Source organism: Vibrio sp. 1562 (assembly GCF_033340155.1).
GTDB lineage: Bacteria > Pseudomonadota > Gammaproteobacteria > Enterobacterales > Vibrionaceae > Vibrio > Vibrio alginolyticus.
In genome coordinates this window covers 33,884-58,424 of sequence record NZ_JAWOVY010000014.1, presented here as the reverse complement: position 1 = coordinate 58,424, position 24,541 = coordinate 33,884, and the positions used below count along the sequence as shown (strand labels likewise).

The 24,541-nt window shown below is 44.0% G+C and carries 18 protein-coding genes; 6 read left to right on the top strand and 12 right to left on the bottom strand.

What is annotated here, in order from left to right; translation table 11 throughout:
* Positions 1–198: 198 nt before the first annotated feature.
* From R7Z49_RS15275 to R7Z49_RS15265, 3 genes are all read left to right on the top strand, one after another.
* The gene (locus R7Z49_RS15275; RefSeq protein ID WP_017635689.1) at positions 199–1,266 is read left to right on the top strand and encodes a succinylglutamate desuccinylase/aspartoacylase family protein; all 1,068 of its coding nucleotides are present in this window, start codon (positions 199–201) and stop codon (positions 1,264–1,266) included.
* A 263-nt stretch (positions 1,267–1,529) separates the two neighbouring features.
* Positions 1,530–3,716 carry a TonB-dependent receptor domain-containing protein gene (locus R7Z49_RS15270; RefSeq protein ID WP_132937051.1) on the top strand — a complete coding sequence of 729 codons (2,187 nt, stop codon included), beginning with the start codon at positions 1,530–1,532 and terminating at the stop codon, positions 3,714–3,716.
* Between the two features lie 118 nt (positions 3,717–3,834).
* Positions 3,835–4,275, top strand: coding sequence for a DNA-directed RNA polymerase subunit beta (locus R7Z49_RS15265; protein ID WP_132937052.1), 441 nt, complete (start codon positions 3,835–3,837; stop codon positions 4,273–4,275).
* A 90-nt stretch (positions 4,276–4,365) separates the two neighbouring features.
* Here R7Z49_RS15265 and R7Z49_RS15260 read toward each other — a convergent pair whose 3' ends face one another.
* Together R7Z49_RS15260 and purL are read right to left on the bottom strand one after the other, a co-directional pair.
* The gene (locus R7Z49_RS15260) at positions 4,366–4,674 is read right to left on the bottom strand and encodes a DUF3622 domain-containing protein (RefSeq protein ID WP_132937053.1); all 309 of its coding nucleotides are present in this window, start codon (positions 4,672–4,674) and stop codon (positions 4,366–4,368) included.
* 295 nt (positions 4,675–4,969) lie between these two features.
* Positions 4,970–8,863: a phosphoribosylformylglycinamidine synthase gene (purL, locus tag R7Z49_RS15255; RefSeq protein WP_318111808.1), complete on the bottom strand. Its 3,894-nt coding sequence runs from the start codon at positions 8,861–8,863 to the stop codon at positions 4,970–4,972.
* A gap of 299 nt (positions 8,864–9,162) precedes the next feature.
* Here purL and mltF point away from each other — a divergent pair, with 299 nt between their 5' ends.
* Complete coding sequence (gene mltF, locus R7Z49_RS15250) at positions 9,163–10,740, top strand: membrane-bound lytic murein transglycosylase MltF (protein ID WP_318111807.1); 1,578 nt, start codon at positions 9,163–9,165, stop codon at positions 10,738–10,740.
* Positions 10,741–11,328: 588 nt separating this feature from the next.
* Here the strand turns inward: mltF and tadA are convergent.
* The 6 genes from tadA to R7Z49_RS15220 all read right to left on the bottom strand — a co-directional run bounded on the left by tadA (position 11,329) and on the right by R7Z49_RS15220 (position 16,752).
* Positions 11,329–11,877 (bottom strand): tRNA adenosine(34) deaminase TadA, encoded by a 549-nt coding sequence (gene tadA, locus R7Z49_RS15245; RefSeq protein WP_082240141.1) that lies wholly within the window; start codon positions 11,875–11,877, stop codon positions 11,329–11,331.
* 212 nt (positions 11,878–12,089) lie between these two features.
* The gene (locus tag R7Z49_RS15240) at positions 12,090–13,649 is read right to left on the bottom strand and encodes an AbgT family transporter (RefSeq protein ID WP_005383758.1); all 1,560 of its coding nucleotides are present in this window, start codon (positions 13,647–13,649) and stop codon (positions 12,090–12,092) included.
* Between the two features lie 288 nt (positions 13,650–13,937).
* On the bottom strand, positions 13,938–14,348 hold the full coding sequence (locus tag R7Z49_RS15235; RefSeq protein WP_031780848.1) for a prepilin-type N-terminal cleavage/methylation domain-containing protein: 411 nt from the start codon (positions 14,346–14,348) through the stop codon (positions 13,938–13,940).
* Positions 14,338–15,648: a hypothetical protein gene (locus R7Z49_RS15230; RefSeq protein WP_318111806.1), complete on the bottom strand. Its 1,311-nt coding sequence runs from the start codon at positions 15,646–15,648 to the stop codon at positions 14,338–14,340. Before R7Z49_RS15230 ends, R7Z49_RS15235 begins: the two co-directional genes overlap by 11 nt.
* Positions 15,645–16,262 (bottom strand): PilW family protein, encoded by a 618-nt coding sequence (locus R7Z49_RS15225; protein ID WP_005383755.1) that lies wholly within the window; start codon positions 16,260–16,262, stop codon positions 15,645–15,647. Before R7Z49_RS15225 ends, R7Z49_RS15230 begins: the two co-directional genes overlap by 4 nt.
* Entirely contained in the window at positions 16,243–16,752 is a 510-nt protein-coding gene (locus R7Z49_RS15220; protein WP_064369022.1) for a GspH/FimT family pseudopilin, read from the bottom strand. Before R7Z49_RS15220 ends, R7Z49_RS15225 begins: the two co-directional genes overlap by 20 nt.
* Before the next feature lie 103 nt (positions 16,753–16,855).
* On the opposite strand from R7Z49_RS15220, the gene R7Z49_RS15215 reads away from it, so the two are divergent.
* Positions 16,856–17,287, top strand: a complete 432-nt coding sequence (locus tag R7Z49_RS15215) for a type IV pilin protein (RefSeq protein ID WP_017820588.1) — start codon at positions 16,856–16,858, stop codon at positions 17,285–17,287.
* 69 nt (positions 17,288–17,356) lie between these two features.
* Here the strand turns inward: R7Z49_RS15215 and dnaJ are convergent, their stop codons facing one another.
* The 4 genes from dnaJ to grpE all read right to left on the bottom strand — a co-directional run bounded on the left by dnaJ (position 17,357) and on the right by grpE (position 23,259).
* Positions 17,357–18,505, bottom strand: a complete 1,149-nt coding sequence (gene dnaJ / locus R7Z49_RS15210) for a molecular chaperone DnaJ (RefSeq protein WP_005381620.1) — start codon at positions 18,503–18,505, stop codon at positions 17,357–17,359.
* A gap of 204 nt (positions 18,506–18,709) precedes the next feature.
* A complete protein-coding gene (dnaK, locus tag R7Z49_RS15205) occupies positions 18,710–20,623 on the bottom strand; it encodes a molecular chaperone DnaK (RefSeq protein WP_005381623.1) in 1,914 nt (637 codons plus the stop codon).
* Positions 20,624–20,970: 347 nt separating this feature from the next.
* Positions 20,971–22,245, bottom strand: coding sequence for a dicarboxylate/amino acid:cation symporter (locus tag R7Z49_RS15200; protein WP_005381625.1), 1,275 nt, complete (start codon positions 22,243–22,245; stop codon positions 20,971–20,973).
* Positions 22,246–22,662: 417 nt separating this feature from the next.
* Positions 22,663–23,259, bottom strand: coding sequence for a nucleotide exchange factor GrpE (grpE, locus tag R7Z49_RS15195; protein WP_021034134.1), 597 nt, complete (start codon positions 23,257–23,259; stop codon positions 22,663–22,665).
* 146 nt (positions 23,260–23,405) lie between these two features.
* Between grpE and nadK the strand changes: the two genes are divergently transcribed.
* Positions 23,406–24,290: an NAD(+) kinase gene (gene nadK / locus R7Z49_RS15190; protein ID WP_005381631.1), complete on the top strand. Its 885-nt coding sequence runs from the start codon at positions 23,406–23,408 to the stop codon at positions 24,288–24,290.
* Positions 24,291–24,541: the final 251 nt, after the last annotated feature.

Below are 24,541 nucleotides of genomic sequence, written 5' to 3'. Positions count from 1 at the left end.
CTATTATTGCGCTCTCTTCTCTATGGCTTGTTATGTATTAAACTGATAGAAAAGATCATATTGAAAACAAAAACTTCACACATACCAAAATTTCACGCATGACGATTAAAGTAATTTGTCGTGTCCTTAATGAGAATGATTAGTGCGATTTTGCAGCAATTGTTACATTGCTGATGACGCATTTGACAGAGATGGTTTATGGCCAGAAGTAAAAAAAGCAAAGTATTTGAGCTCTTAGGACATCAAATACAACCAGGACAACGATTAGAGATCGAATTTGAAGCAGCGAAGCTATATACACATTCGCCTTTATCTATTCCTGTGGAAATCATCCATGGGAAACAAGAAGGACCAGTGTTAATGGTGAATGCCGCTATCCATGGTGATGAGCTTAATGGCGTAGAAATCGTTCGTCAGATCATTAACCAACTGGATCCACAAAAACTGAAAGGCACTGTCATTGCAGTACCTATCGTTAACGTTTTTGGTTTCATCCATAAATCTCGTTACTTGCCCGACCGACGAGATCTCAACCGTTGCTTTCCTGGCAGTGAAAAAGGCGCACTTGCATCTCGTATGGCACACGGGTTCTTTAACAACATTGCCAAGCGTTGTGACTACATTTTGGATCTACACACAGGGGCCATTCATCGCACGAACTTGCCACAGATCCGCGCAAACTTAAGCAACTCAGAAACTCTGCGTATTGCTCAAGCATTTGCAACGCCAGTGATTGTTGATTCAGCATTGCGTGATGGCTCTTTACGCAGTGAAGCAGAAAAATGCGATATTCCAGTGCTCACCTACGAAGCTGGCGAAGCATTGCGTTTTGATCCACTTTCGATCAGCGCTGGTGTACTCGGGGTTCGGCGCGTAATGCAAGCCATTGGTATGTTGCGTGCGAGCAGGAAAAAGCTGCCTGAGCCTATCATAGCGAAGTCCACCAGCTGGGTTCGCGCGTCAGGTAACGGCATTTTGCGTACTGTCGTTAATCTGGGAGACAAAGTAGAACAGGGGGAAACGCTCGCTTATATTAGCTCTCCTCTTGGTCATGACGAGATAGAACTAAAAGCCCCGAAGCGTGGTTTGGTTATCGGTCAACAAACATTACCATTGGTGAACGAAGGCGATGCAATTTTCCACCTTGCCTATTTTAACCAAGGTGATAATGCTTTAGAGCAAGCAGTCGAAAGCTATATTGAAGGCCTCACTGAATTCGATGCCGAGCCGCTGACCACCGGACAGATACCGTTAGAAACTCAGTAATTCCTACCAAGTAGGCGCCTGATTAGCTCAAAAGGAGCAACAGTGCTCGCACTATCTTGTTTAAAGCCAATAAGCTCAGCGTCCATGATGCTGGGCTTTTTGTTTTATGTACGCTAACGATACTTATCGTAGTTTCCACGAATGGATAAAAAACTTTACAATCCGTCGCAAAAACACATTTGATAATTAATCTCATTATCATTTATTAATCGTAATAATGTTCTTATAATCCGAGCTTCATAAAAACACTATAAATCATCAATATGAAACGATTAAAAAGTCATCCACTCAAAGTAAATCTCATTTCACTGGCTTTGCTCTTCCCTCTTTATTCATATGCCGAGACAGCGCCAAATGAAGAGCTTGAAGTCATAGGCGTTCGTTATGCCAAACCTATTACCATTGCTGAGCCTGCGCAAACCACCATTAATTGGTCAGAGATTGAAGAGCAACAGTACTCTAATTTTGCCTCAATGATCGATGCCGTTCCCGGTGCATCAATAGATGGTGGCGGTCGTTCTGGTGGCGAACGTATTAACATTCGTGGTTTTGATGATCCAAGCGATATCGCCGTGTTTGTCGATGGCGCTCCAATTGGCTTTCAACAATACCGCTACGGTACCTTCTTTTTTGATCCGTTCTTAATTGGCGAAGCAGAAATTATCAAGGGCGCGCACGACTATCGAGCACTCAACGGGAAGTTTGGTGGCTCCATTCGCATTAAAACCAAAAGTGTCGATGATCTCCTGTACGGCGAAAGAAACTTTGGTGCTCGCATCTCAAGTGCATACAACACCAACGGCGATGAGAACGCCTACACGCTAACACTCTATGGTAAAAACGATACTGGTTTTTATTTTCTAGCGAATGGCTCGGTAAAAGATTCTGATGACATTAAAGTCGGAGGTGGTGAAACGCTGGATTACTCAGGTTATGAGCAAGAAAACATGCTCGTAAAGGTCGGTTATGAAAACAACGATCACGAGTTTGAAATTAGCCACACTCGCTACAAAGATGAAGGTCGTAAACCTTGGGCTAACCGCCGCGGAAAAATGCCTAACATCACCGAATACAATATCAAGAAATACGGCTCATTAGAAAAAGCCCAATACGCTTACACCGTCGATAACAAATACACGGACAACACCACGACCATCTCTTACCACTACATGCCGACTAACCCGTATATTGATTTCAATATCAAAATGGCACGTTCCGAAAACGATCGTCATTGGGTTCGCCCTGACGTAGCATTCGAGAAAATGTTCGTTTCTGTTGGCAGTTACGGTCATGAGTCATGGCTGAGTTACGAGCGTGATTACGTTGATGTGTTTAACCAAGCGCAATTCGGAGATCACACTCTAGTCACTGGGCTTCAATATCAAAAAACCGATAGAGACTCGTTAGTATTCAACGCATCATACGACAGTAATGAAGCGAAAAACTACGGTTGGTACACCCCTTACTACGAACCATCTGGCACGCAGTCAATTTATGCCGCTTACATTGCTGATCACTATCAAGCAACAGACCGCCTAACAATCACACCTTCTCTGCGTTACGAATACATCAAGAGTGAAGGAAAAGGGAACGCTGCGCCGGATTATAATGATCCAGCTGCCGGACATAACTACGGTGAAACGACGCATAAAGGCTTTAGCCCACGTTTGGATATCGACTTTGATGCGAGCAATAATACGCGTTTAAACGCCTCCTACGCCTACGCTTTAAAAGCACCAACCGTTGATAACATCTACTCAGTGCAATATGCGCGAGCTACCGCTACGGCTACTGCTTTGAATCTGGACGTGTCTCGTATCCATGCTTATCAAGCAAGCGTTATCAACTTAACGGAAGGGCTGGTGAACGCTCGCGATAACCTCGCAACAGAGTTAACTATGTTCTATAACGATGTTAGCGACACAGTTGATATACGAACGGGCGAAAACCTCGACAAAAATACTATTGAGTTACAAAGCTGGAATACAAACCTAGATGGCTTTAAAAACTATGGCTTTGAGCTAATTTCACAATACCGGATTGAAGATTTCTACAGTAATTTCTCAGCAAGTTACATTCGCGGCAAAAACAAAGGTAGCCTATCTGACTCTACAGGTTCAGATGATGATCATCCTGATGTACCGCCATTAAACATTAATCTGGGTTTAGGTTACGAATGGATTCCTGGTTTACGTACGGGCTGGGAAGTCCGTTGGTATGATGCGCAAACCAAAACCAAGGCAAGCGGTAACAATTTAAAAGTGAAATCGCCAAGTGAGCAATACACGCTACAAAACGCTTACGTGGTTTGGGAAATACAACAAGTCGAAGGCTTGAGCGTTGGCGCGGTTGTGAAAAACTTAACCGATCGTTACTACGAAGCATACCTATCTAATGGCGTGCCTTCGCCTGGTCGCGAAGTCAAACTGCACCTCACTTATCAATACTAACCATACCTAAAAGATGCAGGGCAGACATTAACTGCCCTGTTATATCGTATCCAATGGCCATAATTGCACGCCGTTTTATTTATCAATATTATCATTTCCTTTTGCTTGCAGACACATTATGAACAATCTAAAAACACGGCTTCTTCTGATTTGCTTCTTCCCTGTAGGTAGCCTAGCGCAAGCTTCTGAGAACATTGCAGACTACATACAAGAACAAAGCAAGCACCAAGTTTCAGAAGATTTTTACGCACAGCCAACAGCAAATAACCTGAATCTAGATGCAAAAACTAACTCTTTAACTTGGCACGAAGATGGTAAGCCGGATCACTGTCGTTACGCCAAGCAGCCCAAAGACGTCGCAACACATTTCGACTACGGTGAAGCAAACGATCTATCTGACGGCTTACAACACTTTGATTTACCGGAAAGACATTCTGCAAAGGTCAAATCGACACATCGCACTTATGCTAATAACCCTCACCTTCTTCCTGGCAATAAACAATTTGCAGCCCCTGAAGACGGCACGTTTAGCCTGTCCGTATCATCGGATTGTTTTTAGCCGATATAAATAAAAAATGCCCTGAGACAAAACTCAGGGCATTTTCACTATTTGTTTGATGGGTAACGTCACCATCTCACCGATTTAAACTTATTCTTCGTCAGTGTCTACTTCGGTTTCACGTGCTTTGCGGGCTTCTTCTTTACGAACTTTTGCCGCTAGTTGTTCTGCTTCACGCTCTTGACGTTGCGCTGCTTTACGCTCGTTACGAACCACTTGGTTTTGGATAAATCCAGCCAGTTCTTGTTTAGCCCAAGCTTGTGCTTTCTCTTCGCTGTCAAAGCCTGTTTCACGCTTTGATACTACAGTCTTACGAGATGTCACTTGGCGAGTGATTTCTGCGCTCCAGCCGTTACGTTTTTCAGTGACGCGGATAGCAAATTTTGGATTCTTAGACATTTCTTTCATTTCCTAAGGGATTTAGGGATCAATCAGGGATTCGGTCAACTTGATAACTCCATCTAAGCTGAGCTGTTTAACACCATCCCTTGGTAAGCGCGGTATTAGAGCATAAAAGTAATCTAAACGCTGCAAGTTTTTTACGCTAGATAATAGATGACAAAGAAGAGGCAGAACAAAGCAACGTTTCGCCAAGTCACTAGAAAGAGCGACGAAGAAAAAAGAGTGATAAGAAAAAAGAAAGCGCTGGTCTCTCAACCAACGCTTTACTTAAGCTACATTAACCTTTGGTTAATTAACCGATATTCTTACGGGCATTTTGGAACATACGCATCCAAGCGCCATTTTCACCCCAACCTTCCGGAGCCCAAGAATTTGCAACTGTGCGGAATACGCGCTCTGGGTGAGGCATCATGATAGTTACGCGACCGTCTGCTGTTGTTAAACCGGTAATCGCGTTTGGCGAACCATTCGGGTTGTTCGGGTATTGTTGTGTTGGGTTACCGAGGTTATCCACGTAACGAACCGCAACCGTACCTGATGCCTCAATCGCTGCTAGGTGCTCTGCATCACGTACTTCTACACACCCTTCACCGTGGGAAACCGCGATTGGCATGCGCGAACCAGCCATTCCGTCGAAGAATACAGAGTCAGATTTCTGAACTTCAACTAGACTAAAGCGCGCTTCAAAACGCTCAGATTCGTTGCGCACAAAACGTGGCCACAAGTCTGCACCTGGGATCAGCTCTTTCAGGTTTGATAGCATCTGACAACCGTTACATACACCTAAAGAGAACGTCTCTTCACGGTTGAAGAAGGCTTGGAACTGTTCACGAGCTTGTGCGTTAAACAGGATAGACTTAGCCCAACCTTCACCCGCACCTAGTACGTCGCCGTAAGAAAAGCCACCACAAGCTACTAGGCCATGGTATTCATCCAGTACCGCTTGGCCCGTTAGGATATCGCTCATATGGATGTCGGTTGCTTCAAAACCAGCTCGGTCAAACGCTGCTGCCATTTCGACGTGGGAGTTAACGCCCTGCTCACGTAGGATTGCCATCTTAGGTTTAGCACCTTTCGCAATGTACGGTGCTGCAACGTCTTCATTTACGTCGAAGCTGAGCTTAACGTTTAGACCAGGGTCAGAGTTGTCTTTCTTAGCTTCGTGCTCTTGGTCTGCACACGCTGGGTTATCACGTAGACCTTGCATCTTATGCGTTGTTTCAGCCCAGATAACGCGTAGTTCGGTACGTGAACGTTCAAGCACAACTGCATCACCAGAATTGATAACAAAGTCGTCTGAAGCTTCAACAGAACCAATCACATGTGAGCATGCCTCTAAGCCGTTTGCCGCCAGAGTAGATAGAACTGAATCTAAATCATCATTCTTAACTTGAACAACCGCACCTAACTCTTCGTTAAATAGAACGGCTAGCGCATCATCACCCAGCTCTGCGATGTTCGCTTTTACGCCACAGTGACCCGCGAACGCCATCTCAGCCAGTGTAACAAACAGACCGCCGTCGCCTTTATCGTGGTAGGCCACTAACTTGTCATCACGTACTAACGCTTGCATTGCATCAAAGAAGCCTTTTAGCTGCTCTGCATTATCTACGTCAGCAGGTTTGTCACCCAGCTGTTTGTATACTTGTGCCAATGCTGTCGCACCTAAGCGGTTTTTTCCGTTACCCAAGTCAACAAGAACTAGAGAAGTATTTCCTTTGTCAGTGCGTAGTTGTGGAGTCACGGTCTTACGTACGTCTTCCACACGACCAAATGCCGTGATAACTAGCGACAGTGGAGAAGTAACTTCTTTGCTCTCGCCGTTTTCTTCCCACTTGGTTTTCATCGACATGGAGTCTTTACCAACTGGGATAGTCAAACCTAACGCAGGACACAATTCTTCACCAACCGCTTTCACTGCTTCGTAAAGACCCGCATCTTCACCTGGGTGACCCGCTGGAGACATCCAGTTCGCAGACAGTTTAATATGTTTAATATCACCGATGTCTGTTGCCGCAATGTTCGTTAGTGACTCACCAACGGCTAGGCGAGCCGATGCACCAAAGTCTAGTAATGCAACTGGCGTGCGCTCACCCATCGACATTGCTTCGCCATGGTAAGTGTCGTAGCTTGCCGCTGTTACTGCGCAGTTTGCTACTGGTACCTGCCAAGGGCCAACCATTTGATCACGAGCAACCAGGCCCGTTACTGTTCGGTCACCGATAGTAATTAGGAATGTTTTTTCTGCAACAGCAGGAAGACGAAGTACGCGATCCACCGCTTCATTAAGCTCAATACCATCACGAACAATTGCAGGGCTTTCCACTTTTAGTGTGGTTGCGTCGCGGTGCATCTTCGGTGGCTTACCAAGCAGGATATCCATTGGCATATCGATCGGCGTATTGTCGAAGTGAGAATCTTCTAGCGTTAGATGACGCTCTTCTGTCGCCACACCCACCACTGCATACGGTGCGCGTTCACGCTTACAGATTGCGTCGAATGCTTCCATGTTTTCTGGCGCTACCGCTAGAACGTAACGTTCCTGTGATTCGTTACACCAAATTTCCAGTGGGCTCATGCCCGGCTCATCGTTTGGTACATCGCGTAATTGGAACTTACCGCCACGCTCACCGTCGTCGACGAGTTCAGGCAATGCGTTAGAGATACCGCCTGCACCCACATCGTGGATAAATGCGATTGGGTTGTCGTCGCCTAACTGCCAACAACGGTCGATCACTTCCTGACAGCGACGTTCCATCTCTGGGTTTTCACGCTGTACTGAAGCGAAGTCCAGATCTTCTGCTGACTGACCAGATGCCATGGAAGATGCCGCACCACCACCAAGACCGATGTTCATTGCCGGACCACCAAGTACGATTAGGCTCGCACCCACTGGAATCTCTTTCTTCTGCACGTGTTCATCGCGGATGTTACCCATACCACCAGCAATCATGATTGGTTTGTGGTAACCACGAATTTCTTCACCCGCATGAGAAGTGACTTTTTCTTCGTAAGTACGGAAGTAACCCAATAGATTTGGACGACCAAATTCGTTGTTGAATGCCGCGCCTCCTAGAGGACCTTCAAGCATGATGTCTAACGCATTTACAATACGACCCGGCTTGCCGAAGTCGGTTTCCCATGGCTGTTCAAAACCAGGAATACGTAAGTTAGAGGTTGTAAAACCAACCAGACCCGCTTTTGGCTTACCGCCGATACCCGTCGCGCCTTCGTCACGGATTTCACCGCCTGAGCCAGTCGATGCGCCCGGCCATGGAGAGATTGCCGTTGGGTGGTTGTGCGTTTCTACCTTCATCAAGATGTGCGTATCTTCATGGTGGTACGTGTATTGACGAGATTTAGGGTCAGGGAAAAAACGCCCCGCTTTAGAACCTGTCATAACGGCTGCGTTGTCTTTGTATGCAGACAGCACATAGTCAGGTGTCGTTTCAAAAGTGTTTTTGATCATTTTGAACAAAGACTTAGGTTGATCTACCCCGTCGATAGTCCAATCTGCGTTAAAAATTTTGTGGCGACAATGCTCTGAGTTCGCCTGAGCAAACATCATCAATTCAATGTCGTTTGGGTTACGCCCAAGCTTGGTAAAGTTCTCGACCAAGTAATCAATTTCATCTTCTGCGAGTGCCAAGCCAAGGGAAACGTTTGCCTCTTCAAGCGCAAGACGACCGCCAGCTAAGATATCAACATGTGCGACAGGCTTAGGCTCTGCAACAGTAAATAATGCTGATGCGGCTTCAAATTCTGTGAATACTGTTTCCATCATGCGGTCGTGAATTAACGCTTTAACAGCGTCAGCTTGAGCTTCTGAGAGAACAACTGAAGATTCGACATAATAAGCCGTACCACGCTCTAGACGTTTCACTTTATCCAGACCACAGTTAACAGCGATATCGGTAGATTTAGAAGACCAAGGCGAGATAGTGCCTGGACGAGGCGTAACAAGAAGTAGAAGACCTTCTGGCTCATGCTCTTCGATGGTTGGGCCGTAAGTTAGTAACTTTTCAAGTTTTTCTAACTCTTGGTCATCAAGGTCTGACTTTAGATCGGCAAAGTGCATAAACTCGGCATAAATGCCAGTTACAGGCAGATCTTGTTCACGACAAAGTTCCAGTAGTTTATTAACACGAAACTCAGAAAGAGCTGGGGAGCCACGCAAAATTCTCATGTGCTTAGGTCTCTTATGCAATTGATTAAGGTGATATTGGAATAAATTCAGACACTTAAAATAAGCCCTGTCGAACCTATGCCGATTCCACCTCGTCATTGCGAGCGCATTATATAGTAATTGTTTTTGTGATGTAACACCAAAAGCAACCGTTTGCGTCATTTTTTTTGTCAAATTTGAATTACAACTAAAATGTCGATAAAACACACAATGTCACGTTATAAGTGTGTGATTCACTTTGCCCCATGAGCTCGCTTTGATATAAAGGCAAATAGAAATTTTCCAAGATGTACCTATTAATGCAAATAAGTCACTTCAACCGGCTCAAGCGCAGTGCTCTAATTTTAGTTTCTGTTCTTTTGCTCTCAGCTTGCCAGATTGAGTCGGAGCCCAAAAGTGAATTTGAAAAAATTCAAGAACGTGGTGTGCTTCGTGTTGGCACGCTAAACAATCAGCTTTCCTACTACATAGGTCCCGATGGTCCCGCAGGGTTGGATTACGAATTGGCGCGTCAGTTTGCGGAACAGCTCGGCGTCAAACTCGAGATTAAACCAGCCTTTCGCCAGGCTGAGCTTTTTCCTGCTCTTAAGAAAGGAGATATCGATATCATCGCTACGGGTTTAAATCAAACGTCACAAGCAGTCAAACGATTTAGACCAGGCCCTGCCTATTATTATGTAAGCCAACAAGTGGTATATAAAAAAGGGCAACTTCGACCACGTGATATCGAACAACTCATTGAATACCAAGCCTCGAAAGACGACGAGTCCGACGAAGATACAAATGCAGGCGCTCAAACATTAAAGATCGTTGAACAATCGCAATATGTTCCGACCCTAACAGCGTTAAAGAAGCAGTATCCAGAACTTCAGTTTGAAATTGTTGGTGATGCTGACACGAGAGACTTACTCAAATACGTATCGACGGGTGAGTTACGTTTTACTGTGACTGATTCGGTGGAACTTTCCCTTGCTCAACGCCTTTACCCCGATCTTGCGCTCGCGTTTGAACTTACAGAAGATCAACCAGTATCTTGGTTTACTCGACGCTCTGAAGACGAAAGTTTGTATGCGATGCTGATAGAGTTTTTCGGTAACATCAAACAATCAGGAGAACTGTCCACCCTCGAAGAAAAGTACATTGGTCATATTGAAGCATTTGACTACGTTGATACTCGCGCATTCATTCGAGCTCTGGATGACAAATTGCCTAAATGGGCACCTTTATTCCAAAAATACAGCGAAGAGTTCGACTGGCGCTTAATTTCAGCATTGGCTTATCAAGAGTCACATTGGAAACCAACAGCAAAATCGCCAACGGGTGTTAGGGGGATGATGATGCTTACTCTGCCAACAGCGAAAAGCGTCGGGGTAACAAACCGTTTAGACCCTGAGCAATCTGTTCGTGGTGGTGTCGAGTACTTACGTCGCATTGTAGGTCGCGTGCCTGATAGCATCAACGAGCATGAAAAAATATGGTTTGCGTTAGCTTCATACAATATTGGTTACGGCCACATGATGGACGCACGACGACTCACCAAAGCACAAGGTGGCGATCCGAACGCTTGGGCCGATGTAAAAGATAGGCTGCCTTTACTGCGTCAGAAGCGCTATTACAGCCAAACTCGCTATGGGTACGCCAGAGGCGATGAAGCGCGTAATTACGTAGAAAATATTCGACGTTACTACCAATCCATCATTGGTCATGTCAGCCAACAGCCAGCGATTGATGAGAATAGCGATGACTTGCAAGTGATTCCGCCGCTCAACCCCGACATTTTGATATCGGGCGCAGTAGAGACCGTCGTAGAACAAGTCTCTGGCGCTTCTGACGTCACGGTTGAAGAAGACACCGAACAAGAAAGCATTGAAGAATAAACCCGCGGTAAACTAAAAAATGACGAGCCTATGAAGCTCGTCATTTTTGTTGAGTCCTAACGAAAACTTATCTAGACTCCAATATTCTGAGTGACACCAACCACACTCAACCATTCCTTTGGTTGGTCGCCTTTTCTTCATCGTTAGTAAAACTGATTGCTTTGTAACAGGTTACTTTACAACCACATGGTTTAGCTCACTTGATGAAGCGGCGCTTTCGGCTACACTCTGCCGAAATAACGTCACTCCTATTATTAAGCATCGTATTGAAATTGTTTGCTGGCTCTGTGCAATGCAGAAGTCAAATGAAGAACGTTTAAACCATACAATGTTTAGTGCGATTATCGAGCCTATTGCCAAGCATCGATGAGCCGCGCTTTACTGGTATAAGTCTTGTCTGCAGGAGGTTTTGAATATGAGAAGACGTAGAGTGCAGTCAAAGCGTTTAAATAACACAGTAGCTGCTATCCGACGTAAACGTAAACTGACATGTATGAAAAAGAAAGTAAGTTCACGTAATCGTGTTTTTGTACATTTAGTCAATCACTAGTGCGTCCAAGCAAACATCTACCACGTTGTAGGTGTTTGCTAGCCCTCACTACTCCTACTACCTTGTTCGCTCTCTCCATTTTCTAATGCTTTTTGTGCTTGCTTCTTCGCTTTAATTTCCTTTCGGCGGCGCTTAAAAAACGCTTGTAGCTGAGTACGGCACTCATCTTCTAGCAGCCCCTTTTCAATTAAGGCGTAATGGTAAGCGGCTTGACTTTCAAACAAATTAAGCACTGTTCCTGCTGCTCCAGCTTTTAAATCTGGCGCTCCAAAAACAACCCGCTTAACGCGGCTATGCAATAAGGCTCCGGCACACATTGGGCATGGCTCAAGTGTTACATATAACGTCGTATCCAGAAGGCGGTAATTTTCTAGCTTTTGGCCTGCTTTACGCAGCGTTTGGATCTCAGCATGTGCGGTAGCGTCATTAGTACCAATAGAGCGATTCCACCCCTCAGCGATAATTTCACCATCTTTGACAAGCACTGCGCCAACAGGTACTTCCCCCTCAGCTTCTGCTTGCTCAGCAAGCTCCATCGCTCTGCGCATAAACAATTCATCTTGAGGGGAAAACGGATGGTTAGACAAAGGAGGCTCCAAAGAAACAAAAAACGATTGAAGTCAGGAATTTTATCACCAACTTCGGTTTCACTACAGCAACACATCACGGGACAAAGTCTGCAACTCCAAAAAACTAGTTACAAGACCTATCGATGTTCGTTTTACGAGAACAAAAAAACGCAGATCGAAGACCTGCGCTTTTTGGCTGCCAATTAGCGGCTTTCACACCCTACACGTTTTTACATTGTGTAAGTGTAAGGAGCTTGAATGCCTAGCGGGATACCTACCATCCAATAAGCAACTAGGAAGATAGACCAACCGATCAGCATTGCGATCGAGAATGGCATCATTAGTGACGCAAGCGTACCGATACCAGCCGACTTCACATAACGCTGACAGTAAACCACAACAAGAGGGAAAAATACCATTAGAGGCGAAATGATGTTCGATACAGAGTCACCCACACGGTAAGCCGCCTGAGACAGCTCAGGCGAGATACCAACCGCCATTAGCATTGGCACTAAGATTGGACCAATTAAAGCCCATTTTGCCGATGCCGAACCAATAAGTAGGTTTACAGACGCGGTTAGAAGGATCATACCGATGATGGTCACTTCACCTGGTAGGTTCATCGCTTTTAAGCCTTCTGCGCCATACAACGCTAGCATCGTACCGATGTTTGACTGAGCAAATGCAGATAAGAACTGAGCACAGAAGAACGACATTACAATGTATGCGCCCATGGTTGACATGGTGTCAGCCATCGCTTTGATAATGTCGTTGCTGGTCTTGAACGTTCCAGACACTTTACCGTAAACGTAACCGGGAATGATAAACAGAATAAAGATCAACGGCACGATAGACTTCATTATCGGTGCTGAGAAGGCCGTAATTTCACCTTCAGGCGAGCGTAGTGCTGATGTTTCTGGAATTAACGCTGCAACAAGTAAAGCAATACCCGCCATCATTGCCCAACCTGCATAACGGAATGCTTTTGATTCCAGTTCAGTAAATGAACCTAGGTTTGGCGCAGTTTCCGCATCGTCATCAATTGGCATTTTTGACAAACGAGGCTCAATGATTTTTTCTGTCACGTACCAACCAATCGCTACAATAATGATGGAAGATAGGCCAGTAAAGAAGATGTTCGCTAATGGGTTAACCACGTATTCAGGATCAAGAACCTGCGCCGCAGTTTGCGTAAAGCCTGCTAGTAGTGGATCGATACCTGAAGGGATAAAGTTTGCAGAGAAGCCACCAGATACACCTGCAAATGCTGCCGCAATACCTGCTAAAGGGTGACGACCTGCCGCATGGAAGATAATACCGCCAAGAGGAATAACCAGAACATAGCCTGCATCTGCCGCAGTATGCGATACAATGGCAACCAAAATAAGCATTGGAGTAAGAAGCTTAGCTGGCGTGAAGTTCAGCATCTTCTTAAGACCCGTCGTAATAAAGCCCGAAGAATCTGCAACACCCACACCTAGCATTGCGACAAGTACGATACCCAGTGGCGCAAAACCAGTAAACGTCGTCACCATGTTAGCAAGGAAACTTGCTAGCGCTTCGCCCGTAAGTAAGTTGGTGATAGTAAGAGCTTCGCCCGTTCGAGGGTTTGGAAGATCGAATGATACATTCGACAAAAGTGCTGACGCCGCCCAAGTAATGATCAATGCCCAGAAGAACAAAATCGCAGGATCAGGAATTTTGTTACCTGTCCTCTCGATAAAGTTTAAAAAGCGCTCCATCCCGCTCGGCTTCGATGATGGTGCCTTATTTACAGCTTGGTTACTCATGGTAACTCCATAGTGAATGATGTTGGTGCCAAGGCCTATTTGAATAATTATAACGACCTACTATCCAACGAGTATTCTAGTAAACACTAATGGGGAAAGCACAAGGTTCTAGATTTTTTTTCATAATTGGAGACATATTTTGCAAAAACACCACTTCAATTAAACATAATAAAAACAGTAGCACATCAACTCAATTAACAGTTCAAAAACTATTTATTAACCGTGACAAATCCGGTATTAAACAGGAATTACACCCGCATTTGTCCCAGCCCATGTATGCAATTGAACTTAGTTTTCGAATTCACTGTATTGTGAGATCATCGTTTTAAGCTGAACGGATTGCGTCTGCCCCATTCTATCTTCCCAACTTGTTGTGATGATGATCGTCTTTAGTGAACCTGATACAGTAGCAGGTGGCACATCCCACTCCACCGTGTACGCTCCAGTGGCGGAAGATCCTGTCACGATAGAGGCAAAACTGGCAGTAGAAATCGTAGAAAGCGCATCCGAAGCACCACGCGTTCGGAACCATTCAAGCTGGTTCTCTGTTAGACGCAGTGCTTCAATACTTTTTATGGCATATTCGGATTCGCGTTCTAGATACACGTTTAGCTTAGTTAAACCTAGAGCCCCAACACCGATAAGCAGAAAAGAAATTAGAACTTCAAGAAGGTTAAAACCTTTTTGTTTAGAGATCATTCCAGGAGCCTCGCTGCCACTTTAGTTTCTCAATGTACTTGCCGCTCTTTCCACCATTGTAGGCAGGTATCAAAGATCCATTTAATTTTATAGTTCTATCTTCTGCATCTAACCCTATCCCGCCATCAAGCTTCAATGAACCATCTAGCAAAAAAGCATATTTATTAAAGTCATTATTAATATCATGCTTGTGAAAAGAAGTAGGGGTTACACCTATATCATTTTTTGAATCAAAAAGATCAATCCATATTTCTTTAACATCCAACACAGTTGGCTTTGAAAGGTATTGGTAAAGAAGTCCATCAAAATAACTCATACTTTGACTGTAGAGAACACCATCATAAATAATAAGCTGAATAGCATTATCTACAGGCTGAGTAGTAGAACCAAAAATATTTCCTGATATTGCGCAACTGCCATCGACCCAAAACCTTCGTTTTCCAGCAGCGTAAGCATTAGCTAACTTAGTATGGCATGACTTAACCCAACCTTTAGGTGTCTTACCGCTAGCAATTACAACGCCAACAGGATCCGCTTTAATCTCGTTTTTGAGTTTTGCTACGTTAACTGCGTTGAAATCCATAGTGAATAAGTCTTTGAAAACCGAAATATTTGCAACATTTTCTTTGATATCTTCATTTTTATTCGAAGTGCTAGTAGTAGCTAGGTAGGTTGGACGTTTGGTTTCTTCAAATAAATTGGATTTGTGCGAATTCTTACAAGTAAAGCTAGGAGCCCCTAAAATCCCAGTAGCATGACTACTGACTGAACTGTCCACCGTCAGAAAGTGCTCATCAGAACCACTTACACTTGCTACATAACTCACGGTTCCACCAGCAATAATAGATGTACACTCACTGTCAGACGACAAACCTTTTGCTTTAGGGACAAAGTGCATTGAGCCAGTAAGCTCTACCGACGCACTCGTTTTTAGTACAGCACCAAGGCCGTTCCCTGTCGAAATTATCACTTTACTTAAATTTGTATTTCCCTCTTTAGATGTAACCAAATATTCATAATCGCTGAGCTTTTTTATCGTAGTAGATACTGTACAGCCTAGTAAAGTAATTGTTCCGGAAGGAGGAAGAACTAACATCTTCTCCTTTATTTGTGCAAAAGCACATTCCAGTCCTCCTTCAGCCTTCCAATGTTCTTGTCGAGCTTTTAGTTCATTCTGAGCCACTTTTAATTGAAAAAATACTCCCTCTGATGATGCGAGAGATGTAATCAAAGCAAACAATAATAGTATGGATGTTACTAACAACGTCGTGTACCCAGAACATCCAAATTTAGATCTCATTGCCAATTCCTTTGCTTAATTGAAAATTCTGCAACTTGATTAATTACGCCATCTACAGTTTGTAAAGCCAAAGTAACATCCGTTACAGCGCTAATATTTGTGCCATTCGTTACGACATCAGAATTTACTGTAAAACTCGTCACTTGAAAAATATCTTCATCAAATAAAGAACGACAAAAATCCACACCATCAAAAGACAGTATTTTGGCTTGGGATACTACGCCATTTTCACAGATTACAAGTTTGCTATCTCGCTTCTCATACTTAATATTTCTATAGTTTTTATTTAGCGGAGAGTCATCTCTAAAATAAACAAAACCAATAGAAGATGCACCACTGATTGTAATTGTTTCCAAGGCTCCGGATAATTTAAGAGACATACCATGACCACCATCATAACCAGCCCTTTGAATATCTTCTTTCATAACAGATAAAGTGATATTAAGACTTTGCAATAAATTTAGCTCTAAGCTTTTTTCTTTTGCTGTTTTTTGTAAACTCAAGAATATAGAGCCCACTACACTAAGAACAATTAACCCAATTAAAGAACTAATCATTAATTCAATTAAAGAGCTACCTATTTGATAGCGTTTGTTAGCACTGACGGTAATCATATAACTTAGTTCCAGAGTTACTACAAATCTTAATCCTCCCAGGAGGGTTTGAGATCTTTGCTTGTAGTTTTATGTTTTGAGCATTGGTTGGGAAAAACTCTATATTTCCTCCTTGGGGCCGTCCACGGACCTCATCGAAGCTTATTTTTTGATTATCGTAACTGTGCTTCAAAGATAATTCAGAGTATGCGGAGCCGGAAAGGTTTAAGATTACTCCCCCTGAGCCGCTAGATGAGTTAGTTAACTGTAGAGACCATGCACCTTGACTGACAACGACGTTTTTAGCCATAGAGAAATGAATATATAACTTTTGATTTCTCATTACCGCCTCGGACTTACTTTGGCTTAGAAAACCAGCTAATTCAGTTGCTAATCGCTGCATTTGCACAGTTTGTGAAACACGGCTAAAGCTTGGAGCTGCAAACGCCAATATAATACTCAGTACAGCAACAGTAATAAGAAGCTCCAACAACGTAAACCCGCGAGGCATTTCCCAAATTCCTATGTAAACGGCAAAAGGGCCGTAATTCATCTTGCACAGATGCTATCACCTGCCCAAAATAGGCGGAAAAGTGAAAAGGAAACTACTCGTGATGATTCGAATTTCTCGTTGTAACGGCTACAAAAAAGGATTGAGAGGGATGACATTGATCGAATTACTGGTAGCTGTAGTGATTGTCGGGATCATTGCTGCAGTCGCATACCCCTCTTACACTAATCATGTAATCAAGTCTCATAGGACGGTTGCCTTGAGCGATCTTAGTCGAATTCAGCTAGAGCTAGAGACATCTTATGATGGTGGGTACGACTGGAGTCATATTCTCTCTGGAGGCACATGCACTCTATGTGACTCAGACACAAATAGATTTTCTTTCGATATTGCGAGCTCTGCAAGTACGGCCTATACCATTACAGCAACAGCAAAATCGGCTCTGGGACAAGACGACGACGAGTGCTTGACTGGTTCTAAAACGATTACTTTAACGTCAACAAATGTCGAAGAACCAAGTGATTGCTGGAATTAGGAAGAACACCGAGATGCAAAAAGGCCTGCATTTTAGCAGGCCTTTGTATTTGTGCTTTTCACTAACGTCTTAGCTGGTTAAATCATCAAAGAACTTTTTCACACCGTTGAAAAAGCCTTCTGATTTAGGCTTGTGCTTTGTCGCCGCTTCACCACCACAAGACTCTTCAAACTCTTTGAGCAGTTCTTTTTGGCGTGAGCTTAGGTTTACTGGTGTTTCAACAACCAACTTAACAATAAGATCACCAACACCGCCACCGCGAACGCCTTTCACACCTTTACCACGCATACGGAACATACGACCTGTTTGCGTTTCTGAAGGCACTTTTAGGCTTACGCGACCATCTAGGGTTGGTACTTCAACTTCACCACCTAGAGCTGCCATCGCAAAGCTTACTGGCACTTCACAGTATAGGTTGTTGCCATCACGCTCGAAGATATGGTGCTCTTTCACGTGCACTTGTACATACAAGTCACCCGCTGGTGCTCCCATTTCTCCCGCTTCACCTTCGCCAGATAGACGAATACGGTCGCCAGTATCAACACCTGCTGGGATCTTAACGTTAAGTGTTTTTGTTTTCTGCTTACGACCTTGACCATGACACTCATTACAAGGGTCTTTAATGATTTTACCTTTGCCGTGACAGGTAGGACAGGTTTGTTGCACTGCGAAGAAGCCCTGGCGCATCTGTACTTGACCATGACCATGACAGGTACCACATGTTTCAGCAGATGAACCTTTCTTCGCGCCACTACCATCACAGGTATCACAGTGTACTAGTGTCGGTACTTCGATCTCTTTCGTTACACCACGAACCGCTTCTTCTAGCGTCAATTCCATGTTGTAACGTAGGTCAGCACCTCGCTGGGCACGGTGGCCACCACCGCCACGACGACCACCACCAAAGATGTCACCGAATACATCGCCAAAGATGTCGCCGAAATCAGCACCGCCGCCGCCAAAGCCGCCGCCACCGAAACCACCGCCGCCTTGTTCAAAAGCTGCATGACCGTATTGGTCGTACGCCGCTTTCTTTTGAGGGTCGGTCAGAACTTCGTACGCTTCTTTTACTTCTTTAAACTTGTCCGCCGCAGAATCATCACCCTGGTTTCGGTCTGGGTGGAATTTCATCGCTAGACGCTTATACGCCTTTTTGATATCGCGCTCTGAGGCATCACGGCTTACGCCTAATACTTCGTAAAAATCACGTTTTGACATGTTCTTCGTCACCAGTTAATTACTACAAACGGCATCGATTCACCGCTTGGTGTTTGTATCGTTCTAGGTAAGTGCACTTGTCTGCAACATACTTAACTAGAAAGACAGCGTTTACAAACAGACGGGCGTAAGAGTTGCCCCAAACGCCCGCACACGAAGTCTTATCGACCCCAGATGGCTATGCAGCCATCTGGTTAAGAAATATTATTTCTTGTCGTCTTTAACTTCTTCGAACTCAGCATCTACAACGTCGTCTTCTTTAGACTGTGCACCTGCGTCAGCACCTTGTGCTTGCTGCGCTTGAGCTTGTTGTTGAGCGATTTCCATCAGCTTTTGAGAAGCAGTCATTAGTGCTTGAACTTTAGCATCGATAGCTTCTTTGTCTTCGCCTTTACGTGCTGTTTCTAGCTCAGAAATTGCTGCTTCAATCTTCTCTTTCTCTTCTGCAGGTAGCGCTTCACCAGCTTCTTCTACTTGCTTACGAGTACCGTGAATCATTTGGTCAGCTTGGTTACGTGCAGTTGCTAGCTCTTCGAACTTCTTGTCCGCTTCTTTGTTAGCTTCTGCTTCTTGAACCATTTTCTCGATGTCTTCATCGCTTAGACCGCCAGAAGCTTGGATAGTGATCTTCTGCTCTTTACCAGTCTGCTTGTCTTTCGCAGATACGTGTAGGATACCGTCCGCATCAAGGTCAAACGTAACCTCGATTTGTGGCATACCACGTGGTGCAGGCTGGATGCCTTCTAGGTTAAATTGGCCTAGAGACTTGTTGTACATCGCTTGCTTACGCTCACCTTGTAGAACGTGGATAGTTACCGCGCTCTGGTTGTCTTCCGCTGTAGAGAAAACTTGGTTCGCTTTAGTTGGGATAGTTGTGTTCTTCTCAACTAACTTAGTCATCACGCCACCCATTGTCTCGATACCTAGAGACAGTGGAGTTACGTCTAGTAGTAGTACGTCTTTAACGTCACCAGCAAGTACACCACCTTGAACTGCAGCACCCATTGCTACTGCTTCGTCAGGGTTTACGTCACGGCGCGCTTCTTTACCAAAGAACTCAGCAACTTTCGCTTGAACCATTGGCATACGAGTCTGACCACCAACTAGGATTACGTCAGTGATGTCGTTTACTGATAGGTCAGCGTCAGCTAGAGCTACTTTTAATGGTTCAAGAGAGCGTTGTACTAGGTCTTCAACTAGAGATTCTAGTTTTGCACGAGTCACTTTAATGTTCATGTGCTTAGGACCAGTTGCATCTGCAGTAACGTAAGGTAGGTTTACGTCTGTTTGAGAAGTAGAAGAAAGCTCGATTTTCGCTTTCTCTGCTGCTTCTTTAACACGCTGCATTGCTAGTGGGTCGTTTTTAAGGTTGATGCCTTGCTCTTTGTTGAACTCATCAACCAAGTAGTTGATTAGACGGTTATCAAAGTCTTCACCACCTAGGTGAGTATCACCGTTAGTTGCTAGAACTTCGAATGTTTTCTCGCCTTCAACTTCATCGATTTCGATGATTGAAATATCGAATGTACCACCACCAAGGTCGTATACCGCGATAGTGCGATCGCCGCCTTTCTTATCAAGACCGTAAGCTAGCGCAGCTGCTGTTGGTTCGTTGATGATACGTTTAACTTCTAGACCTGCGATACGGCCAGCATCTTTTGTCGCTTGACGCTGAGCATCGTTAAAGTAAGCAGGTACTGTGATAACTGCGCCAGTTACTTCCTCACCAAGGAAGTCTTCAGCAGTTTTCTTCATTTTCTTAAGAACTTCAGCAGAAACCTGAGGAGCTGCCATTTTTTGGCCTTTCGCTTCTACCCAAGCATCACCGTTGTCAGCCTTAACGATTTTGTAAGGCATGATTTCGATGTCACGCTGAACTTCTTCGTCTTCAAAACGACGACCGATTAGACGCTTAATTGCAAATAGCGTGTTTTCTGGGTTAGTTACTGCTTGACGTTTCGCTGGTTGACCTACTAGCGTCTCACCGTCAGTGTAAGCAATAACCGATGCAGTAGTACGTTCGCCCTCTGCGTTTTCAATTACACGTGGTTTGTCGCCGTCTAATACAGCAACACATGAGTTAGTAGTACCTAAGTCAATACCAATGATTTTACCCATCTGGCTATCTCCGAATAAATTCTATTTTCGTTTGGTTATAACCCCAATGTGGGGGGAGGAGAATCGGGTTTCAACCCTTGCTCACAAACAAAAATAATCAATGTTTGCTTCTCTATGCCACATAGATAAGGGCGGCAAAATGCTTTTCAAGGGCAGAATTAAAAAAAAGCGTCTTTTTTCGAAATTTATGTGTTTCTTTCTGATTAGTTGGGAACTCGTCACACTGCTGTAGCGCAACAAAACGTCATTTCCCAGATAAATTTATTTATGCCCGACTCTTCCTAAATAAAAAACGAGCTCATAAGAGCTCGCTTCAATATTAGGGTTAAAATAAATTATTCAAGGTATTAGGCGTTCGCTTGAGCAGGCTCAGCATCAACACCCTCTTCTTTACCTATCTCACCTTCTGTTTTTGCAACAATGGTGTTCACTGCCGTGTCGCCGACAACGTTAGATGATGTACAGAACATATCATTAATACGGTCGACCGCTGCAATGATTGCCAAACCTTCAGGTGGTAAGCCTAGCTGGTGAAGCAAAACACCTACCATTACCACGCCGCCCCCAGGAACGCCGCCAGCACCAATAGATAACAGAAGAATAGTTAAGCCAAGTGTGAAGATGTCTGCGGTGTTAATTGGCTGGCCAAAAGCGTTCGCAACAAACATCGTTGCTAGAGCAATATAGATAGACACACCAGACATATTCATCGTTGCGCCCAGTGGTACACCGAAGCCAGCAACCGATTTAGAGACCTGAAGCTTTTCTGTCAGTGTGCGCATCGTTACCGGGATAGTCGCGTTTGAGCTCGCGGTAGATAGAGAGAAAAGAATCTGCTCACGAGTTGCACGTAGGAAAGTCTTTGGAGAAGTTCCTGTCGCAATACTCACTGCCATTGGGTAGAAGAAGAAGATCCAGAACACCAACATCGCAACCACCAAAGCCACGTAACCGGCAACGGACATTAATGTATTGGCGTTTAGCGTTGCACCTAGTTGAATCATTAGTGCGAACACACCATATGGTGCAAGACTCATCACTAATCCAACCAATTTCATCATGATTTCATTTGCCATTTTGAATGTGCGAATAGCTGGGCCACCACGAGAATCCAAAGCTTGAATTGCAAGCCCCGTCAAAATTGCCATAAAGATGATTTGCAGCATGTCGCCGCTAGCAAACGCTTGTACAGGATTGCTAGGAACAATGTTAACAACTAAAGAGAAAATGTCCGGCGTCTCTGTCGTTGTCAGCTGTACAGCCTCAGATACCGTTCCTGCTAGATTAGCGCCCGCTCCTGGCTGGAAGATCAAGCCGACAGTCAAAGCCGCCGTAATCGCAATGATGGTGTTAAGAATGTAAAGGGTAAAAGTTTTTCCACCAAGACGACCAAATGCACTGATGTCTTTCAAGTCAACAATGCCGCATACGATTGAAACGTAAACTAAAGGAACAACAAGCAATTTGATCAGTGAGACGAACATGCCGCCAACACCTTCTGCTGCTCCAAGTAGGTATGTATCAAAAATCGCAATACCGCTAAATAAGTACTGAATTGCTGTCCCCAGCACAAGGCCGGCAAACAAGCCTATAAAAATCTTACTAGAAAGCGATTTATCCATTATAAATCTCCGATATGTTGTGTTTACTATTTACATTTTTGTAGTTATATATGCTTACTTTTAAAGCATTAGTCGCAAATCATACACACCGAAGTTACAAAATAAAGTGATAATTTACATTTTTGTTAACGACATTGTTTTAGAAAAAATGACTATATTTACATTCCTATGCAGAACAAATATTCACACAACGAATGATTACAATCACTTATAGCCCTTTCCGTTAATAAACACGCAGCGAGATGAGAGAAAATCTCCTATAGGAAAATAATTAACCAATAGGAAAAAATATGAAGGGGATCAAATTTTCATTTATCGATATACAACGAAGTTCGATGCAGTCATTTATGTTTAAAACAAAAAAGCGCCCATCAAAAATGATGGGCGCTTTTATATTTAAAAAACAGGCAGTTAAAGTTACTTAGCAACCATTACCATTGCCGGACGAATCACACGGCCGTTTAGTTCGTAACCTTTTTGCATAACAAACATAACAGTGTTTGATTCATGATCAGGGCTCTCCTGAATCGACATCGCTTGATGGAACTCTGGATTGAATGCTTCACCTTCAGGGTTGATTGCTTTCAAGCCAAATTTCGCTACAACGTCTACAAACGTTTTATGTGTTAGTTCAACGCCTTCTAGGAACGGCTTCACAGTTTCATTCTCTGTATCTGCCGCTTGAATTGCACGCTCTAGGTTATCAATAACAGGAAGCAGCTCTTCTGCAAACTTGTTCAACGCAAACTTACGTGCTTTATCGATCTCTTGCTCAGTGCGACGACGCATGTTTTCTACTTCAGCTTTAGAACGCAACACCGCATCTTGTTGCTCTTTTACTTTTGCCTCGCTAGACAATAGTGCCGCTTCTAGTTGAGCAATCTTAGCGTCTGTCTCATCACCAAGCTCTTCAAGCTCAGCTTCAACTTCTTGTGCTTCAGCTTCTACTTTTTCAGCCTCTTCGATGATTTGATCAAGCTCTTCTTCTGTAACTTTGTTTTCTTCGTTGCTCATGATATCTCCAGAATTCAACATAATGCCCTTAAAGCCATGCGCGTTTTTGCGGGCTTTAACCACATAAAAATTCGCATATTTAGGTGACTTGCCATTATTATGGGGATGAAGATTCCTGATTCAAGCCTCTTTAATGCGGAAATGCTATGAAAAATCCATGTAACGTGATCGCGATTATCGGAAAACCAAGAGATCAACAAGCAATTCAAACTCATAAAGAGTTGTACCAATGGTTGACCTCTGAGGGCTATAAAGTATTCATTGACGATCGCCTTGCCGCAATACTGGATGATATCCCACAGAGTCAGTTTGCTAGCTTAGTTGAACTAGGAAAAAATGCCGATCTAGCCATTGTGGTTGGTGGCGATGGCAACATGCTAGGTGCAGCAAGAATTTTATCCCGATTTGATGTACCAGTTATAGGCGTGAACCGTGGAAATCTGGGCTTCTTAACTGACTTGAACCCAGACGACTTCCAAGCGTCTCTGCAAGCGGTACTCGACGGTGAGTATATTGAAGAGGAGCGTTTTCTTTTAGAGGCGGAAGTACACCGCCACGGACAAATAAAGAGTCATAACGCTGCGCTAAACGAAGCCGTACTTCACCCAGGGCAAATTGCCCATATGATTGAATTTGAAGTGTACATAGATGAAAGCTTCGCCTTCTCTTTACGGGCCGACGGTTTGATTGTCTCCACTCCGACTGGCTCGACGGCATATTCACTTTCTGGCGGCGGCCCAATTCTTTCTCCTAGCTTGAATGCCATTTCACTCGTGCCAATGTTCCCGCATACATTGTCGAGTCGACCTTTGGTGGTTGATGGAAAACGTCGAATTAAATTGGTGGTATCACCAGAAAACCGTGGAACACAAGAAGTTAGCTGTGATGGACAAGTCTCACTTCCAGTTACCCCTGGCGACGAAATTCACATCTATCAAAGTCCAAATGTACTAAAGCTCATCCATCCAAAAGACTACAGCTACTATCACGTCTTACGGAATAAGCTTGGCTGGTCTAGTAAATTGTTCTAACACTTGTTACTCAGGGTAATAACTTCAATAAAAAAGCCAGCAGCTCAATTGCTACTGGCTTTTGGCTTTCTTAGACAAGAAATAGACACAAAGTAGTGAGGCGACACGATATTTGTCATCATTAAAGAGAAGCTTATAAATTTTGATCCTGTGGGCAAACTTTACACAAAAGATAGAAAAGCAAATTCAATGATCTATGTCCGGTGATATTCTCACCATGAATAGAGTATTAACTCTATTTCATACAATCA

Bases quoted from the DNA above. Each gene is read 5' to 3' on its own strand.
- R7Z49_RS15215 (WP_017820588.1), top strand. From the start codon at position 16,856: ATGATTCGAATTTCTCGTTGTAACGGCTACAAAAAAGGATTGAGAGGG.
- dnaK (WP_005381623.1), bottom strand. From the start codon at position 20,623: ATGGGTAAAATCATTGGTATTGACTTAGGTACTACTAACTCATGTGTT.
- R7Z49_RS15230 (WP_318111806.1), bottom strand. From the start codon at position 15,648: ATGAGATCTAAATTTGGATGTTCTGGGTACACGACGTTGTTAGTAACA.
- mltF (WP_318111807.1), top strand. From the start codon at position 9,163: ATGCAAATAAGTCACTTCAACCGGCTCAAGCGCAGTGCTCTAATTTTA.
- R7Z49_RS15270 (WP_132937051.1), top strand. From the start codon at position 1,530: ATGAAACGATTAAAAAGTCATCCACTCAAAGTAAATCTCATTTCACTG.
- dnaJ (WP_005381620.1), bottom strand. From the start codon at position 18,505: ATGTCAAAACGTGATTTTTACGAAGTATTAGGCGTAAGCCGTGATGCC.
- purL (WP_318111808.1), bottom strand. From the start codon at position 8,863: ATGAGAATTTTGCGTGGCTCCCCAGCTCTTTCTGAGTTTCGTGTTAAT.
- R7Z49_RS15240 (WP_005383758.1), bottom strand. From the start codon at position 13,649: ATGAGTAACCAAGCTGTAAATAAGGCACCATCATCGAAGCCGAGCGGG.
- R7Z49_RS15220 (WP_064369022.1), bottom strand. From the start codon at position 16,752: ATGCCTCGCGGGTTTACGTTGTTGGAGCTTCTTATTACTGTTGCTGTA.
- R7Z49_RS15200 (WP_005381625.1), bottom strand. From the start codon at position 22,245: ATGGATAAATCGCTTTCTAGTAAGATTTTTATAGGCTTGTTTGCCGGC.
- R7Z49_RS15260 (WP_132937053.1), bottom strand. From the start codon at position 4,674: ATGTCTAAGAATCCAAAATTTGCTATCCGCGTCACTGAAAAACGTAAC.
- R7Z49_RS15235 (WP_031780848.1), bottom strand. From the start codon at position 14,348: ATGATCTCTAAACAAAAAGGTTTTAACCTTCTTGAAGTTCTAATTTCT.
- R7Z49_RS15275 (WP_017635689.1), top strand. From the start codon at position 199: ATGGCCAGAAGTAAAAAAAGCAAAGTATTTGAGCTCTTAGGACATCAA.
- grpE (WP_021034134.1), bottom strand. From the start codon at position 23,259: ATGAGCAACGAAGAAAACAAAGTTACAGAAGAAGAGCTTGATCAAATC.
- R7Z49_RS15265 (WP_132937052.1), top strand. From the start codon at position 3,835: ATGAACAATCTAAAAACACGGCTTCTTCTGATTTGCTTCTTCCCTGTA.
- R7Z49_RS15225 (WP_005383755.1), bottom strand. From the start codon at position 16,262: ATGATTACCGTCAGTGCTAACAAACGCTATCAAATAGGTAGCTCTTTA.
- nadK (WP_005381631.1), top strand. From the start codon at position 23,406: ATGAAAAATCCATGTAACGTGATCGCGATTATCGGAAAACCAAGAGAT.